At 44.6% G+C, this 16,244-nt stretch carries 15 protein-coding genes and 1 pseudogene; 11 read left to right on the top strand and 5 right to left on the bottom strand.

All coding sequences use genetic code 11. The annotated features are described in order from the left end of the window. Nucleotides 1-23 precede the first annotated feature (23 nt). Nucleotides 24-719 (top strand): aspartate/glutamate racemase family protein, encoded by a 696-nt coding sequence (locus NV381_RS12720; RefSeq protein WP_258213817.1) that lies wholly within the window; start codon nucleotides 24-26, stop codon nucleotides 717-719. Nucleotides 720-1,148: 429 nt separating this feature from the next. On the opposite strand, the gene NV381_RS12715 is transcribed toward NV381_RS12720, so the two are convergent. Continuing rightward, on the bottom strand, nucleotides 1,149-1,766 hold the full coding sequence (locus tag NV381_RS12715) for an SCO family protein (RefSeq protein ID WP_258213665.1): 618 nt from the start codon (nucleotides 1,764-1,766) through the stop codon (nucleotides 1,149-1,151). Nucleotides 1,767-2,017: 251 nt separating this feature from the next. Here NV381_RS12715 and NV381_RS12710 point away from each other — a divergent pair, with 251 nt between their 5' ends. The 3 genes from NV381_RS12710 (at nucleotide 2,018) to NV381_RS12700 (ending at nucleotide 4,959) form a co-directional block, all read left to right on the top strand. Then, nucleotides 2,018-2,404, top strand: a complete 387-nt coding sequence (locus NV381_RS12710; RefSeq protein ID WP_258213664.1) for a DUF6262 family protein — start codon at nucleotides 2,018-2,020, stop codon at nucleotides 2,402-2,404. Nucleotides 2,405-2,558: 154 nt separating this feature from the next. Then, entirely contained in the window at nucleotides 2,559-3,902 is a 1,344-nt protein-coding gene (locus tag NV381_RS12705; protein WP_258213663.1) for a c-type cytochrome, read from the top strand. 28 nt (nucleotides 3,903-3,930) lie between these two features. Continuing rightward, the gene (locus NV381_RS12700; protein ID WP_258213662.1) at nucleotides 3,931-4,959 is read left to right on the top strand and encodes a cytochrome c class I; all 1,029 of its coding nucleotides are present in this window, start codon (nucleotides 3,931-3,933) and stop codon (nucleotides 4,957-4,959) included. 71 nt (nucleotides 4,960-5,030) lie between these two features. Here the strand turns inward: NV381_RS12700 and NV381_RS12695 are convergent, their stop codons facing one another. Then, nucleotides 5,031-5,396, bottom strand: a complete 366-nt coding sequence (locus NV381_RS12695) for a c-type cytochrome (RefSeq protein WP_258213661.1) — start codon at nucleotides 5,394-5,396, stop codon at nucleotides 5,031-5,033. 207 nt (nucleotides 5,397-5,603) lie between these two features. Between NV381_RS12695 and NV381_RS12690 the strand changes: the two genes are divergently transcribed. From NV381_RS12690 to NV381_RS12675, 4 genes are all read left to right on the top strand, one after another. Further along, the gene (locus NV381_RS12690) at nucleotides 5,604-6,425 is read left to right on the top strand and encodes a sensor histidine kinase (RefSeq protein ID WP_258213660.1); all 822 of its coding nucleotides are present in this window, start codon (nucleotides 5,604-5,606) and stop codon (nucleotides 6,423-6,425) included. Nucleotides 6,426-6,448: 23 nt separating this feature from the next. Continuing rightward, the gene (locus NV381_RS12685) at nucleotides 6,449-7,081 is read left to right on the top strand and encodes a response regulator (protein WP_258213659.1); all 633 of its coding nucleotides are present in this window, start codon (nucleotides 6,449-6,451) and stop codon (nucleotides 7,079-7,081) included. Nucleotides 7,082-7,101: 20 nt separating this feature from the next. Next, a complete protein-coding gene (locus NV381_RS12680; protein WP_258213658.1) occupies nucleotides 7,102-7,449 on the top strand; it encodes a c-type cytochrome in 348 nt (115 codons plus the stop codon). 318 nt (nucleotides 7,450-7,767) lie between these two features. Further along, nucleotides 7,768-8,559 (top strand): hypothetical protein, encoded by a 792-nt coding sequence (locus tag NV381_RS12675; RefSeq protein ID WP_258213657.1) that lies wholly within the window; start codon nucleotides 7,768-7,770, stop codon nucleotides 8,557-8,559. 53 nt (nucleotides 8,560-8,612) lie between these two features. Here NV381_RS12675 and NV381_RS12670 read toward each other — a convergent pair whose 3' ends face one another. Both NV381_RS12670 and NV381_RS38445 read right to left on the bottom strand, forming a co-directional pair. After that, nucleotides 8,613-9,101, bottom strand: a complete 489-nt coding sequence (locus NV381_RS12670) for a DMT family transporter (protein WP_419182266.1) — start codon at nucleotides 9,099-9,101, stop codon at nucleotides 8,613-8,615. Further along, nucleotides 9,078-9,272: pseudogene (locus tag NV381_RS38445) on the bottom strand (EamA family transporter); the annotation flags it as partial. The gene NV381_RS12670 and the pseudogene NV381_RS38445, both read right to left, overlap by 24 nt. A gap of 570 nt (nucleotides 9,273-9,842) precedes the next feature. Here NV381_RS38445 and NV381_RS12665 point away from each other — a divergent pair. Further along, the gene (locus NV381_RS12665) at nucleotides 9,843-11,582 is read left to right on the top strand and encodes a Rieske (2Fe-2S) protein (protein ID WP_258213655.1); all 1,740 of its coding nucleotides are present in this window, start codon (nucleotides 9,843-9,845) and stop codon (nucleotides 11,580-11,582) included. Between the two features lie 418 nt (nucleotides 11,583-12,000). Next, entirely contained in the window at nucleotides 12,001-12,963 is a 963-nt protein-coding gene (locus NV381_RS12660; RefSeq protein ID WP_258213654.1) for a right-handed parallel beta-helix repeat-containing protein, read from the top strand. Between the two features lie 531 nt (nucleotides 12,964-13,494). Here the strand turns inward: NV381_RS12660 and NV381_RS12655 are convergent. Next, the gene (locus NV381_RS12655; protein ID WP_258213653.1) at nucleotides 13,495-14,241 is read right to left on the bottom strand and encodes a class I SAM-dependent methyltransferase; all 747 of its coding nucleotides are present in this window, start codon (nucleotides 14,239-14,241) and stop codon (nucleotides 13,495-13,497) included. 626 nt (nucleotides 14,242-14,867) lie between these two features. On the opposite strand from NV381_RS12655, the gene murD reads away from it, so the two are divergent. Then, the gene (murD, locus tag NV381_RS12650) at nucleotides 14,868-16,199 is read left to right on the top strand and encodes a UDP-N-acetylmuramoyl-L-alanine--D-glutamate ligase (RefSeq protein WP_258213652.1); all 1,332 of its coding nucleotides are present in this window, start codon (nucleotides 14,868-14,870) and stop codon (nucleotides 16,197-16,199) included. Nucleotides 16,200-16,244 lie beyond the last annotated feature (45 nt).

The following is a 16,244-nucleotide window of genomic DNA, read 5'->3' as shown; positions in this document are numbered from 1 at the left end:
ATTTAATTCAGAGGTGTTTAACTATAAAAACAATTGGGCTAATAGGTGGAATGAGTTGGGAGTCATCTTTGCTTTATTACCAAATCATCAATCAGCGTGTAAAGGAAAAATTAGGCGGACACCATTCTGCAAAAAGTCTTATGATTTCGGTGGATTTTCATGAGATCAAGACTCTCCAATATGAGGGAAACTGGGATGAAGCCACAAAAATCATGACTGATTCTGCACAAAAACTCGAATCTGGCGGATCAGATTGCATTGTCATATGCACGAATACCATGCACAAGATGGCAAATGAAGTAGAAGAATCGGTCTCAATACCATTACTGCATATAGCTGATGCAACGGCAAATGAAATTGTTGAATGTGGTATTAAAAAAGTCGCTTTACTCGGTACTGCTTTTACGATGGAACAAGATTTTTACAAGGGTAGACTTATTGAAAAATTTGGACTTGATGTTATCGTTCCAGATGAAGCAGATAGGAAGATTGTACATGATATCATCTATGAGGAACTTTGTCTCGGAATTATTAATGAAAATTCGAAACAGTCCTACTTAGAGATAATTAATAGTCTTGTCCATGACGGGATAGAAGCCGTTATCCTTGGCTGCACAGAAATCACCTTATTAATATCTCAACTGGATTGCAGTGTTCCTATATTTGATACAACGAAAATCCATGCTGAATATGCAGTGGATTTTGCTTTGAAAGATTAAATAGATGATACGTAAAGGAGCAGCGAAGCAGTTTCGTTTTTAGGATTTTGGTTAAAAAATACCTTATATATGTTCCAAGGCAGCCGGCCGGAATTGGATCGGTTGCCTTTTGTGCTAACAGAGGATACTGGTAAACTTTATGCATACTTAATATAGTCATTCGTTCGGTACTGAGTGGAGTCTATTTCCATAGCCACCTCCGACAATATAACAAAGGATAAACCAGATATCTCCATTTCGTGGCTGACTTCGATTATGGATCAGCGACAGGAGGGGTCGTGATTAAGATTGTTCAGGAGATAGCTTACGGTACTATACTTGGCATATGTATTCTTTCAATGGTACAAGAAGGAAAAAGAAGAAGCAGAGGATCCCGAGGACCCTCTGCTTGTATAAGTAAACCTGCTTTGTTATTAAGACAATATTCCGTTACTTGACTGATCCGGCAATTTGCCGGATTTTTTGTAGTATATCCTCATTGTCCATACCTTCGCCCATAGCAAACACTTTTCGAATTTTTCCTGCTCCATCGACGAGAAACAAGGAGGTCACGGTATGGACAAATGAGCCATCCGGCATCTTCTGTACCATGACACCAAAGCTTTTGGCAACCTCTCCGGTTTCTGCCTCAGTCCCAGTCAACAGCTTCCATCCATCATAGTCCATCCCCATACGATCCCCATACTTCTTGAATTCTTCAGGTGTGTCCTTGAGCGGATCAAAGGTAATTGATAAAAATTGTACCTTGTTTCCCCAAATCCCTTCCTTTTTAAGCTCATTCTGCAGCTTCACCATATTGTAAGTGGTCATGGGACAAACGTCCGGGCAACTGGTAAATAAAAACTCGATCAGTCGTACTTTTCCAGCAAAATCGCTTAATTGTACCTTTTCTCCTTTAAGACTGTTTAAAGTAAATGAGGGAGCCTGCTTGATCACGGGCAGCGCGGGACTATCTTGATTAAGCCATGAAATGACACTACCTATAAACAGAGCAAACAGCAATGTAACCAGCAATTTAAATCCATTCTTTCGTAAAAAAGCGTTCATCGTTATCTCCTTAATCGATGTATTCATCGGACTGTTGTAGAATCGGCCTCATTATAGCACAGTCCTTACAGAAGCCCCATAACTCGAAAGGGCTAGATTGTCATTACAAACTTGAAAGTATGTCCAAGAACTCCTTATTTTTGCCATAACTAACCTGGCTTTGACACTTTGTAGTCATTTTAATCATGAAACGTTTGGCTATAATAGGAATGGAGATCGACTATATACATGTCTTGAAGGAGGGTATTAGGATGAATAGAAACATACGACTAAGTCAGGAAGATACGACCGGTAGATCAAAGCGCAAAATAAGAAATACAGATGGTATCAAACAATTCAGCAATCAAAAAACGATACACGCCTTTAAGAAGGCACAAGAAGCTATAGAAAGGCTAATGAAGCGGAATCAAAAAATTAATTTTAATACGGTTTCCCTGGAAGCTGGGGTATCCAAGCCCTTTTTATATACTCAATCAAACCTTCGCCAACAAATCGAAAGCCTTAGAGAACAGACTGATCAAGCACCGCTTCCGGAACTCTCCCTCATGATTTCCTTAAAACAAGAAAATGAGAAGCTAAAACGTGAGGTAGATAAGCTACAGAATCTAGTAAGAAAAACCACAGACATTATCTCTTGACAAAAATATATAGTAAACAGCGTGGCCTGTTCAAATACATTTCATAAATGTAGCTCTAACGAGGCATTTTGAGGAACCACGATTTAGATATAATCATCCTTGTCGTTTACGGCAAGGATTTTTATTTGTTTAAGGAGAGGGGATTGAATGCATTATGGATTTTCCGACAATAGATTTCGGTTGGATCGGAAATGGAAACTTGATTGGTATGATGGCGGTTCTGCACGTCATGATCAATCATGCGGTCGCAATTGGAGGCTCAATACTTATGGTCTCTATCGAATACGTTGCGATTAAACAGCAGAATGAGCGTCTCGAGGCTTTTTCAAGATGGCTTAGCAAATGGGTTTTGATTATTACAACCACACTTGGGGCCATGACGGGGGTAGGCATTTGGTTCACGACGACAATCATTCAGCCTTATGCGATTGGTTCGCTGATCCGTATTTTCCACTGGGCCTGGTTTACGGAATGGCTCGTATTTGTCTCCGAGGTTATTCTGATCCTGATGTATTTCTACACATGGGACCGATGGAGCGGGGATAAGAAGAAGCTGCATTTGCGCACAGGAGTCGCTTTATGCGTAATGTCCTGGTTAACTATGGTACTGATTACGGGTATATTGGCCGCACAAATTAATCCTGGGAATTGGGCCGAAACCTTATCCTTTTGGAGCGCCTTTCTTAACGAGACCTGGATTCCTTCAACTTTGTTCCGAACCTTCACGGCTATAACACTTGGAGTCGCTTTGCTTGCTCCAGTTACGAGATGGTTTGTCAAAAACAGACTGGACCGTGTAACCGTTGCAAAGCTCTTTGGAAAATGGCTGCTCCTTTCAGTTCCTCTTATGCTCGCATCTGGGATCTGGTATCAACGCACTTTACCTGAAAAGGCACAATCGCTCGTTGTGTGGGGCTCCGGTATGAGCGATTTCACCTTCGCAATTATTAACGTAACCGCCTTATTGCTGATTTTTGTGTTAGGGATTATGCTCCTTGATGGAAGAGCGAATTTCCCTATCGGTCTAACTCTATTTACTGCGTTATTTTCCCTGCTGCTGCTGGCCGAATTTGAAATCATCCGCGAAAATATTCGCAAGCCTTATGTCATTTATAATTATATGTATGCCAATGGTGTGTTGAAATCGGACTTGGAACGCTACAAGAAAGAAGGTATGCTAAGAGAGTCTAGATTATCCGGGATTCAAAAGGTAACGGAGACGAACAAGCTGCAGGCGGGTGAGGAGCTGTTTCGGATGCAATGCATTTCTTGTCACAGTATAGACGGAGCACGTCGAAGCAGAGCTATGGCTGTACGTGTCAACGGATGGAGCGAAGACGCCATCGCGTCCTTTATCCCCAATATGCACCAAGTGCGCTCAGCTATGCCTCCGTTTGCCGGCAATGAAGAGGAAGTAAAAGCGTTGGCTGCATATATTCATAGCGTTGTGAATGAGAAACAGGTGCAGGCTGGCAGCAACGCTGCTTCACAAAAATAGAATCAGTAAATGTGAGAGGGGATCATATATGGGGAATCACGCATGGTTACGAATGGAATCGCCTGTACCGAATGATTTGGGTCTGGCTATACCGGGCAATCTGCCGATGTTTGAGGTTATAATCGTTGTAGGCTTTATCCTTCATATCCTGTTTGTCAATCTATTAGTCGCGGGAACCGTATCCGCTGTCTATCTGGAGATTAAAGGAATTGTCAAAAAAGAACGGATCTATGACAGTATGGCTTACAAGCTGGCAACACAAATATCCATCTTTAAAAGCATTGCAGTGGTGCTTGGAGTAGCACCCTTATTAATCATTAGTACGATCTACACGCAGTTCTTTTACCCTTCAACCATATTGATCGGGCATATGTGGCTCATGATGATTCCTCTACTAATCGTCGCTTTTCTGGCCTTGTATGTGTATAAGTTTACATGGGAAGTATGGCGCGATCGTAAAAGGATGCATCTATTTTGGGGTCTGTTAGGTATGGGGATTCTCCTATTTATTCCGCTTTTGTTTATTACTAATGTTGCTTCCATGCTGCAACCAGAGCTATGGGACGTAACAAGAGGTTTCTGGGGGTCGCTGTTTCATTATCCAACTATTTGGCAGCGGTATATGCATTTCATGGCTGCGAGCTTTACCATGACAGGTATGTATATGTATTGGTGGTGGGGAAGATCGCATCGCCATTCCCATGATCCGGTTGCAAGAGAAAACAGACGATTCGGAAAAAGACTTGCAGCGAGCTTTACCTTGCTGCAGGTTGCAGCAGGTCCACTATTGTTATTAAGTATGGATGCCAGTGTCAAGAAGGCTTTCATGGGTGGATCATTATTTCATACAGGTTTGCTCGTTTTGGCAATAGCATTGGCTGTTGTTTTAAGCTGCATGCTTCTCAAATTGATGAAGGCTGATAATCGCCGGCTGTTTGTGTCGTCTTTGGTATTATTGCTAATTGTTTTAAGTTTAATGAGTTGGATCAGGCATGAGGTAAGAGAGCTTTACCTGGCTCCATATGTTAAGGAATCTCCGCGAAATGAACAGAATTAATCAAGCATGTATGTAGATTACAAGTAACAGGCCGCAAAGCTGATAAAGCTTTGCGGCCTGTTTACTTCATGTTATTTTTTCTCGGCCAACCAACGAGCCAGATTGGCTATTTCTTCATCTTTAATCGTTCCTTTAAAAGCAGGCATTCCGCCTCTACCGCTTTGAATGAGCTTGTAGAGCTGTTGATCCGACAGCTTGCCGCCAACCTTCTGGAGGTTGGGACCCATTTTCCCCTCCAAATCCGTTCCATGACATGCGATGCAGGATTGCTTGTAAATCGCCTCTGCCGCCTGGGCATTTAACGGAGCATCCGGCATTGCGGGTGCCGTGGCTGCCTGTTGTATTTCCCCTTGATGGTTGTTCACTTGGATGAACAGTACGCTTATCCCAACCACACAGGCAATGCCGCATAGCAAAGCCATTGTCCACTTGAGCATAGGTAGTCTCCCTTCGGTTTTTTCTCGAATATACTAGCATTTTGCCTGAATGCTTGTATATAGCACTTTTGAGTCAGGTTGAGATGCTATCAGGCCACTTCGTTACAGTCAGGTGAAGAACTCGATAACAGATAGCTCTTACGAGTCATAGGTTTTTATTGAAAATTATGGTTAGATTAAAAAGAAGATTAAGGAAGGAGTAGTACTATGCTGTATAAAAACATTAAAAGTCTTATTCTGATCATACCCACCCTAACGATCGGCTTATGGGAGTATGTACGTCATACGTTTTTATTACCCTATATTTCTATGGAGCTTGGGAACTGGCTGGCTCCCCTGCTTGTATTCGTAGTGACCATGACTTTATTGCGCAAGCTGTTCTGGATGCTGGAGGTTCTTCAAGAAATGTTGCAGCAGGAAAGAAGCGATAAAGCGGCTCTTATGGAACGCGAGAAAATATCTAGGGAGCTTCATGATGGCATTGCTCAATCCCTATTTCTGCTTTCTGTTAAGGTAGACCAAATGGAGCAGGGAAATGAGAAGAGGAAAGAACCGTTAAACAGCTTCCGCAAAACGGTCCATCAAGTTAATGAATATGTCAGACATGCCATTGCCAGCTTGCGTTATCCACCTGTCGCCGATTCCAAGCCATGGGGAGAGTCTATTCACAATCTGGTCCTTGATTTCAAGAAAGATACAGGCATTGCAGCTGAATTGAACTGGCAGCTTCGTGAAGAACGACTTTCATTAAAAGAAAAGGTGGAGCTATACGCAACCTTACGGGAAGCACTCATTAATGTGTACAAGCATGCAAATGCACGACATGCATGGGTAATCGGGGAAGAAGAAGCGGACGGCTGGAGATGCAAGGTTACCGATGATGGAACCGGCATTCAGGTAGACAGCATGGCGAATCCCAAGGGGTTTGGTATTACTATTATGAAGGAGAGAGCACAGGAAATGGGCTGGTTCTTAGCTTTTAAACAAGAGAGTAGTGGAACAACGGTCGAGGTTGGAAGGAGGGGCTAGCTATAATTCAACCCATACGATTGATGTTGGTCGATGATCACGCGCATGCACGTCAAGCCATGCGGGCAATTATTCAGATGGAACCTGAGTTCGATATTGTGTGTGAGGCTACGAATGGTCGGGATGCTATTGCGTTGGCTGAACAGTGGATGCCCGATCTTATATTGATGGATATTAATATGCCGCAGCTAGATGGTTTAGAGGCTACCAAAATTATAAAAGAGCGGTTTCCTTATGTAAAAATTGTAATGGTGACCGTATCTGATGATATTACACACCTTTTTGAAGCCTTGAAGAAGGGAGCACAGGGATATTTATTGAAAAATTTAAATCCTGTATCCTGGCATGAATATCTTCGAGCGGTGGCTATCGATGAAGCTCCCATGTCAAGGGAAGTCGCCGTGCGTCTGCTTCAGGAGTTTTCTTCCATCAAAACAAGCGTTCCCGAGCATTCACCGCTTACAGCGCGTGAAAAGCAAATATTGGAATGTGTGGCCCAAGGCAAAAGCAACCGGGAAATTTCAGAATCACTTGCTATATCAGAGCATACGGTGAAAAATCATTTGAAAAATATTTTACACAAGCTTCACTTGGACAATCGGGTGCAGCTTATGCGATACGCATATGAGAAGGGCTGGTTCAGAGGACGTACCTAAACTAAAGGAGGAAGAGTCTTATGATTAAACAAGTGATGCTAGTTTTAGTCGGATGTATGGTACTTGTCGGAATGACGGCATGTGGTAGCACCCAAGGAAGTACTATGGACAAAAAGCAGACAGCTGCTACTACACAAAGTGGTGCTGCAGATGCAGAGACTATTTACAAAAGCAGTTGTATGGCTTGTCATGGAGTCAATCTGGAGGGCAAAGCTGGACCCGGCTTACAGAAGATAGGGGCCAAGCTTGGTAAAGAGCAAATTGCGACCAAAATTCAAAACGGAGGCGGAGGTATGCCAAGCTATAAAGGCAAATTAAAGGATGAAGAAGTACAGTCGCTCTCGGAGTGGTTGTCGGCGAAAAAATAAGCTCCCATGGCCATGAACGCATTTGCTCATGACGGCTGGACTCAAACCAGCTTACGGGTCAGTAAAGTCCGGATTACTGTCGGGTGACAAGTACTTTATCCCATTCCCGACAATGGTTACATAACGTGGGTATATACTGGCCAAAACAACGCAATCATCAATTGGACAGAGTATTAAGCTAACGGACAGATTTATAAAGGTAAAATAAGGAAATTAAATATTTACATTCACGAACATTTGTTCTAATATTAGATAGACCTATAGTGTGCTCAGAAATAGAATCAACGGTTATGCCATAAATATTGGGAGGTATTTAAAATGAAACGGATTAGCGAGCTTACATTTGTTTTCCCGCAGAACACGGAAGAGGAGCGAGAGTGGGGTACCCATTTTCTCCATCTACTAGAATATATCCCCTCGTTTAGACAGAGCAGTACGGCTTTGCCTAGGGTCGGATTCCGGTGGGACAATGGGACCTTACCCGCCGTATATTGGAGCACTAGTGAAGATTCGGATAGACCTATTCCTCTAGGTTACGGTGTCGAAAGTATCGAGTCCGTACAAGAGGGAGTGCTTTCGATGGAGCAACTGTACAAGATACTTGAAGGTAGGTTGATCGGAATGGATCACGCGGGCGTGAACATCCCTACGGCTTCAATCACACCTTCGGATTGGACGGTATTGTTGTCGGAATTGGCTGAAAGGGCGAATCTTTATCGTTACCCAGGCGAGGACTGGCCGTTCATTCTTCCCGCTGAGGAGGGCGAATTCGAGACTGATATTACCAACTTCTCTGTCAAGAGAACGCCTAAGTTTGAGCTTGTTCACGATAAGTATACGAAAAGTCCGATTTTCCAATTCGCATTGGAGACAGATCTATCGAGGAAGGAGTCCGAGGCGCTTTTCCCTGACCCGATCGGCTTCGCGATCCCAGGGCTGGACGAGATTTTTCGATCATTATTCATTCGTCATCCCTGGGAAAGGGAGATGGCCATCCGGTTCGATTTATACTATAAACCGGCAAGCCTGGAACTGTCGGATTGGGAGACCGGGGAATGGCTGGTTATGAATGGCGGACGAATGGTGGGAGATACCCCTAAGAGCCAATGAATTGGTTAAATCATTTATCGTATTACGCTAACGTGACATTTGTGTGAAAGTGATCATTTAGACTTAACCCAAAAATAAAATCCCATTCCTACTATTGTAAATAATCCTCCAAAGATTTGGAAAGAGCTAACGGCTTCTCCCAAGATAAAGTAAGCAAGAATTATGGCAAGAACAGGTTCACCAATAACACCCACTGAAACAGTAGTTGCACCGATTGATTTTAGCAACAGATTAAATATAAGATGTCCAAATATAGTTGGAATTAAGGCAAGTAATAAAAAGTACATCCAATCAGAGGAACTATAGTCTATTAAAGTAAAATGGTTCATTAGGCTGTATATCAGCATGACGCTACCACCAATGAAAACAATAACGCTGTATACATTAGCTGGAATTTTATGACTCACTTTTTGCCCTGCTAGCATATAAGCAGAAATAGCGACAGTCCCCAATAAGGAAAGTAAATCTCCAGTCAGCGCTTCTCTTGAAACGCCTATATCTCCCCAAGCTATAATGATAGATCCGAAAACAGCAGTTATCATACACAGTACCATTAATTTGTTTACTCGCTCTTTAAATATTAAATAAGATCCAATCATTACGAATAGAGGTTGTAAAGTCAAAATAACCATTGAACTTGCTACCGATGTATAAAATAAAGACTCCATCCAAAATAAAAAATGTAATCCAAGAAAAAAACCAGCCGATAAAACAAGAAGCCAGTCGTACTTAGTTCAAGAATACTGATAAACAGCAAACAATACGGATTGACTGCCACATTTGATTTATTTAGTTTCATGGGTACCTCCACACTTGGATCATGTGTTCAACGTATTCTACAGAGCGGCCTGTCTTCCTTCACCGCAGGGGCAGACCTGGCAACGGTTTTGACAAAATCATAGCAAGCAGAGTCAATTTTTTGCTGCAATACTAGCGAATTCAAAATTGATGAAATTCAACAAATCACATCGGTCATGATAGAAGAGATCGGAACAGTTACTTTCCGCTTGGGGAAAGGGCCGGCTGAGGATAAAGATATTGTTTTAGTTTTGTTTTGTTGATTAAATATTAATTAATATTGTTAAATATTAATCAGACTAAATGCGCATCACTCGTATTGTAGACTAGTAATATTGCCATTTAATGTCGAAGGATGTTTTTCGGTGAAGATACAAAGTAAAAGAGTGATTCGACTTTATAAATATACATATTTATAAAGTATCCAAAGTATGGTATTGTATAAATAAGGAAATTACATTATACCAAGAAATGGAGGCGTTTTCATGAAAGGTTGGATCCAGGCGGGTACAGTAGAGGAACTTCGAGAGCAAGGTCCGAAACTGATCAAGGGGGGCATTGTAGTTTTCTATCACGAGGAGGAAGTGCATGCACTTGACAACCGATGCCCTCACCTCGGTTTTCCCCTCCACATGGGAAGTTTGTGCAACGGAATTTTGACATGTCATTGGCATCACGCGCGATTTGACGTATGCAGCGGTGGAACGCTCGACCCTTGGGCCGACGATGTTCCGGTACACGACATAACCGTTCATGATGGATTAATATGGGTAAACCCGAATTCCCGGAACGGCAATCAAATACAGCTGTATAAAGACCGGCTTCTGAGCGGCCTTGAGCAAAATATCGGCCTTGTCATCGCCAAGGCCATAGTCGGATTAATGGAGGCGGGCGTTCCCGAAACGGAAATCACAGCGATCGGGATCGAATTCGGGGTCAAACAGCGGAGGCAAGGGTGGGGTTCCGGATTAACGATTCTTACCGCGATGGCTAACGTCCTGCCCAAGCTTGATAAACAAGGCCGTATCCTTGCGTTGTTTCAAGGGTTGCTGCGTACGGCGCGTGACTCAGCCGGAAGCGGAACGCGCTACTTGCTCGATCCGCTCCCGAATACGGGCGTCTCCGAAGAACGGTTGTCGGGATGGTACCGCGATTGCATCGAGGTTCGGGATACGCGCGGTGCCGAACGGGTGCTGTTGACCGCCGTTCAGGCGGGGGCGGATGAGAAGCGGTTGTTTTCAATGATGAGCATTGCGGCGACGGAACATTTCTATATTAATGGAGGCCACACACTGGATTTCCATAATAAAGCATTCGAGAGCTTGAAGTATGTCGGGCTTGAGCAGCGAAAATATGTCCTCGCTTCGCTCGTTCCGATGTTTGGAGACGCCTCTCGCAGCGAAGAGCTTCACAGCTGGCAGTCTCCGGTCAATTTGGTTCAACCGTTGAAGGAAGCGTTCGAAGATCTGTCCAATAAGGGTGTTTCGTCAGATAGCGGGGGCTCCGGCTTCGACGACGAGGTGCTTCTCCAAACGCTGCTCGGAGACGAACCGTTGCGGACCGTTCGCGTGCTAAAGGAAGCTTTGCTCGGCGGCGCCTCTCCAGTGCGCATCTCGCAAATTGCAGCATTGGCTGCGGCGGAACGGGTCGTCCGCTTCCATACGCAGAACGATTTCGGGGACTGGATTTCGGTGCTACACACGTTTACACATGCTCACGCCGTTCACGAAGGCTTGATTCGTTCCACCGACCCATGGCTGGTTCGCGGCATTTTCCATACGGCGGCTACGATTTACCTCGACCGGTTTTTGAACATCCCGGCTGCCCCGAGACCGACTGCAACTGGCGCGGCTGAGGAAGTGCCACAGCCCGCGGAGCTGCTTGAGATTCTCGACAAACAGCAGCAGGTGGCACCGGCAGCGGCATGGGTGATCCGCTATCTGCGCAGCGGCGGAAAACCGGAGCCTTTATTTAGCGTATTGGGTCATGCGCTGCTTCGAGAGGATGCGGAATTCCACTCCTTTCAAATGTACGAGGCGGCCGTATCGGAATATGACCGCTGGACTTCCGAGTCGGGTCCGTTCGCTGAGAAAGCCCGGGAAACGCTGATCCTTGCGGTAACCCGTTATTTGGCGGCTCATGCTCCGACTTCCCGCGAGACTCCTCATACGGCGAAAATTGCATGGCGCCTCCATCGCGGCGAGAAACTGTTCGAAGAAGAATAAAGTGAGATAGCCAGGCCGCTGTGATTATTGCAAAAGTATTTTCATTTGTAAAGTGAAATGTTGTCTGTTATTACAATGTAGGGAGATTTGCAAAATAACTGTCCAATGATACAAATGTGCCTACATAACACATGTGCGTGGGCTAACGATCGAGGAGGCTGGATGAGCTGGAGTAGGGATAGCGCTTATGCAGGATGGGCGGGGGCAATGACCTAGCTGACCGACAAACAATACTCCCGGAGCAGCCGCCACAAATAGACGTGCGATGGCTGCAATCGGGAGCGTTTTCTACGAGTTCGAGGTTGTGATATAGACATGAAAATAATTGAAACTCAGTAGTCAATTGTTCGGTGCATAATAACATTGGTTAGAATTTACTGTTACCAGCTAGTAGATTCTAATGAATGGTGGTGATAGAATGGCGATCATTGACGTGTATCCTAACAGTTCGACAGCTATTCAAGATGCTGTTACTTTGTCCAACCCTGGGGACGTTATACGGGTGCATCCAGGTGTTTATCGTGAAGATGTTCAAATTGCTAGTGAGAAAAGCAACATTCGCATCATTTCTAAAATCAGACAGGGTGCGATTTTAGACGGAAGTCATACTCTGCTTGAAGCCTTTGCGCTGAATGACGTGGCAGGTGTCGAAATTGAAGGATTTATAATAAAGAACTATATTTCCGGAGGTATTCGGATCTTTAGTGGAAAATCGAATCGGATTCTTCATAACAAAATCAGTAAGATAGAAGGGACCAGCCAACCAGTTGGTATATTTGTAACGAATTCCGTGGGTAATTTTTTCATGAAGAATACGATCGAGCGAATTGGCAAAGCAGGAACAGGCACTGGGATGAGTTTAAATGTGGTTACAGGAAACTGGGTCATTCAAAACAAACTACAATATAACGCCGCCCACGGGATCGAAGTCCTAGACAGTATTCATGATGCGATAGTAGATAATAAAATTTCCAAAAATAAGGGAGTGGGGATTCAGATCAGAGGATCTGAGAATCACCTAATCCTAAATAATAAGTTATACTCAAATGGATCTAACGCCGTGGATGCACAAAGCACGAATAATTATATTGTGAACAGTAAGATAAAAGGAAATCGCGAGAATGGCTTGTTGCTCTCATTTAATTATAACTTTGCAGGACTTAACGAAATTAAGGATAATCATCAAAGTGGCATTCAAATTGACTCTGATTATAATGACATTCAGGGAAATGAAATTAAGAAAAACATTAACAATGGAGTGATTATTCGAGCATCGCATACTGGGAGCATGGTATTTGGTAATGAGATTAAAAAGAATAAGTCGCATAATATAAAAGACTTAGGGGTAAACAATAACATTTTTCAGAATAGAATCAATTAGCCTCTGAGCGCTCATGTTACTGGTCGGTGAGATTTCACCTTCAGTGACGTGAGCGTTTGGCTGCATAAAGAAGATTTGTGAGAAGCAAGAGATGGTGTCAGGTGACAAGAACATTATTTCATTAATTGCCGCGTAAATCGCGGCTTTTATTAATTTAAGGGATCAAGTTCTTGTCAAAACTGGATTAACTGACATTTCAATTATTGTACAATAACATCCATATTTTACCATATATTTAGACAATAAAATGGCAAATATAAAAACAAGGAGCATCTTGTGAAATGAAATAGGTCTACTCCTTGTTTTTATTGCGTTATTTTTACAAGATTGATTATACTGGACAGTGGAAAGTTCTTGTCGAAAAATAGCTGAATAGAAAATAACCTAATCAAGCGAATAGATGTTTGGCTGACGATGAGAAAGTAATTCCCACCGATGAATTTCTCCGTCGCATTGAACGGGGACACGAGATATTCACTTGGTTTATATAAATCATATCTGTTTCAGGGACATGCTTCCTGTTGTGCTGCATTAGACAGTCTTGGACCCTACCCCATACTGGAAGTACGTAGGGGTACAATGCACATGCAGTTCAATTCCCACTTTAGATGCAATTTGCTGAATATCCTTGTCGCCAAAGAAATTCTTCACTATAATGGCATGATCACCATTGTTAAGTTTCCGAATCATCGTTTGCCCAGATGCCCCCACTACATGAGACTCACGGGTTCCTGCTACTTCTCGATCATCGACAAAGAACATTTTCCCGCCGGTCTTCAAACAGCGTGATACCATGGTGAAGAAGCCAACCAGTCTCTCTCTTGGTAAATGCGATATCCAAAAAGTAAAAGCAACTGAATCATATAACTGATCAGGAGACCAACTGAAAAGGTCAGCAATGATCGTCCTCACATTGGGTTCAGCAACTACCGGATTATGCGAAAGCATTTCTACGGAGCCGTCTACAACTGTCAGTGTCCGGGCTTCTTTTAAAAACAGACAACTCCAAGTGCCGGTCCCCGCCGCAAGTTCAAGGAAGTCACCCTCAAAATGTTCAGCTTTAAAAGATTCCTTAACCATGCTGACCTCATCGAACCAGATTCGGTTGGCTTCGTCTCCGTGATTAAATGTGCCACGACGGTACCACCAGTCGTCATACTCTGGAGCGCGTTCTCGATAATAGTTCAACTGATCTTGAAGCTGCTGATCTGTCACACGTTCGTACGAAGCACCTTCGCGCTCTTTGCTGTTCATGCAAACATCTTTCCTTTCTCTCATCAGGGCCAGAGCCTATGATTTCTCCATTGACCATTATCCCATTAAAATTGAATTCTCACTTGCTTTCGTGGATATCTCCCTACCAAATATACAGCTTCCTATTCGGTAACGGCGTAAAGCGTCCAACTGGAAGCAACCACTTCTGGTTCGAGTTTGATCCGTTCTCTCTGTAACGCTAGCGAATTATCCAGATCACCCTCTTGCTCCAATTCCCTGCTCTGATACTCTGTAAAGCATTGTTATTATTGTAATCTATGTATAATCGTAGATATAATATATCTTTATGAACTATCCATATATTTAATATATAAGTGACCACAGTTGCCGCTCATATTCGCGTAATTTTTGCTTGAATAGTTTTTCATATGGACAAGCATCCGCTCGATCCATAAAAGGGAAGGAACCACTCAAGATCATTTCGTGGAGGTTCACGAACTTACTTCCGCTGTACAGGGAAAGAAAATGGCGGGTTAAACTGATGTAGCTTACTTTTTTGATCTTTTATATTGTATCCCGCAATTGAGGAATCATCTCAAAATGATCAGTTATTCATTGAGCTAACAGGCAGGATCGTTCCAATATGTGGTATATTTGATTAAAATGACATTTTCTAAGCGGAGGTACCTATGAATCCTGCTTTTGACATCTATATCCAATCACTGGCCGGTCGGGACGTAACCGTCATCGGCGCCGGTGTTAGCAATTCACCCCTGATCCGCATGCTGTGCTCGGCAGGGGGGCGCGTCACCGTGCGTGACCGCAATCCGGCCCTGCCCCGGGAGGAGTGGGACAATCTAGGCGTCGTGTTGCACTTAGGGGAAAATTATCTGGATCACGTTGGGGGCGACGTGGTGTTCCGCACTCCGGGCATGCGCCCAGACCATCCGGCGCTGGAATCGGCCCGCGCTGGTGGCAGCCGTGTGACCAGTGAAATGGAGGAGTTCTTTGCGCTGTGTCCTTGTCCTATTTTCGGCGTGACCGGTTCGGACGGTAAGACAACCACCACATCGTTGATTGCAGACATGCTGGCTGACGGAGGGCGTACGGTTCATATGGGCGGCAACATTGGCACTCCACTTCTGACACGCGTGGGAGAGATGTCGTCGTTGGATGCTTGTGCGGTCGAGCTATCCAGTTTCCAGCTGATGGATTTGACGCGCTCTCCCCATGTGGCGGTGATTACCAACCTCTCGCCCAATCACCTCGACTGGCACCGTGACATGGATGAATATACCGCCGCCAAGCGCCGCCTGCTAGATTTTCAGAGTGCTGACGACTTTGCCGTCCTAAACGGCGACAATCCGGCGACCGCCGCACTGCGCGGACGGGGGCAGACCAAGTATTTCGGCAGGCACACTCTCCACGATGGCGTGATCGACGGTCTATTACCCATCAGTGACATTCGTTTGCCGGGTTGGTATAACGTGGAGAACGTTATGGCTGCTATGACCGCCGTGCGGGGGGCCGTGTCTGATGAGGCAATCCTGGAGACGGTGCGCAACTTTGTCGGCGTGGAGCACCGAAACCAGTGGGTGACAACTGTGGGCGGCGTGCATTATTACAACAATTCAATCGGCTCAAGCCCCTCCCGTACCATCGCCACGCTGCATGCGCATGTGGGCCAAGTGCTACTGATCGCCGGCGGGCGAGATAAGAAAGTACCGTTTGACAAGATGGCCAAGCTGCTGCCTGATCATGTCAAGGTGCTGCTGTTGATCGGAGAATCGGCCAGTCAAATCGAGGCAGAGGCGCGCAGAGTACCGAATTGCCCGCCTATTGTCCGCTGTGAAGGCCTGGCCGAGGCAGTGACGCAGGCGCACAAGCTGGCCACACTGGGCGACACTGTGCTGCTGAGTCCTGCATGCACTGCGTTTGACCAATATCGTAACTTTGAAGAGCGCGGGCGTCACTTTGTAGAACTGGTCGGAGCGCTGCACCGGTCAGAGGGAAAGGATTGAACATGACAAGTCGCTTTCCGTGAAAAGCTGATTTCCCTGATGTAT

This window comes from Paenibacillus radicis (ex Xue et al. 2023) (assembly GCF_024722015.1).
Lineage (GTDB): Bacteria > Bacillota > Bacilli > Paenibacillales > NBRC-103111 > Paenibacillus_S.
The sequence above is the reverse complement of the archived record's forward strand: the minus strand, read 5'-3'. Positions and strand labels throughout refer to the sequence as shown.

Excerpts from the sequence above, each read along its gene's own strand:
- NV381_RS12680 (WP_258213658.1), top strand. The coding sequence starts at position 7,102 with ATGATTAAACAAGTGATGCTAGTTTTAGTCGGATGTATGGTACTTGTC.
- murD (WP_258213652.1), top strand. The coding sequence starts at position 14,868 with ATGAATCCTGCTTTTGACATCTATATCCAATCACTGGCCGGTCGGGAC.
- NV381_RS12660 (WP_258213654.1), top strand. The coding sequence starts at position 12,001 with ATGGCGATCATTGACGTGTATCCTAACAGTTCGACAGCTATTCAAGAT.
- NV381_RS12710 (WP_258213664.1), top strand. The coding sequence starts at position 2,018 with ATGAATAGAAACATACGACTAAGTCAGGAAGATACGACCGGTAGATCA.
- NV381_RS12700 (WP_258213662.1), top strand. The coding sequence starts at position 3,931 with ATGGGGAATCACGCATGGTTACGAATGGAATCGCCTGTACCGAATGAT.
- NV381_RS12665 (WP_258213655.1), top strand. The coding sequence starts at position 9,843 with ATGAAAGGTTGGATCCAGGCGGGTACAGTAGAGGAACTTCGAGAGCAA.
- NV381_RS12655 (WP_258213653.1), bottom strand. The coding sequence starts at position 14,241 with ATGAGAGAAAGGAAAGATGTTTGCATGAACAGCAAAGAGCGCGAAGGT.
- NV381_RS12695 (WP_258213661.1), bottom strand. The coding sequence starts at position 5,396 with ATGCTCAAGTGGACAATGGCTTTGCTATGCGGCATTGCCTGTGTGGTT.
- NV381_RS12675 (WP_258213657.1), top strand. The coding sequence starts at position 7,768 with ATGAAACGGATTAGCGAGCTTACATTTGTTTTCCCGCAGAACACGGAA.
- NV381_RS12685 (WP_258213659.1), top strand. The coding sequence starts at position 6,449 with ATGTTGGTCGATGATCACGCGCATGCACGTCAAGCCATGCGGGCAATT.
- NV381_RS12670 (WP_419182266.1), bottom strand. The coding sequence starts at position 9,101 with ATGATAACTGCTGTTTTCGGATCTATCATTATAGCTTGGGGAGATATA.
- NV381_RS12705 (WP_258213663.1), top strand. The coding sequence starts at position 2,559 with ATGGATTTTCCGACAATAGATTTCGGTTGGATCGGAAATGGAAACTTG.
- NV381_RS12690 (WP_258213660.1), top strand. The coding sequence starts at position 5,604 with ATGCTGTATAAAAACATTAAAAGTCTTATTCTGATCATACCCACCCTA.
- NV381_RS12715 (WP_258213665.1), bottom strand. The coding sequence starts at position 1,766 with ATGAACGCTTTTTTACGAAAGAATGGATTTAAATTGCTGGTTACATTG.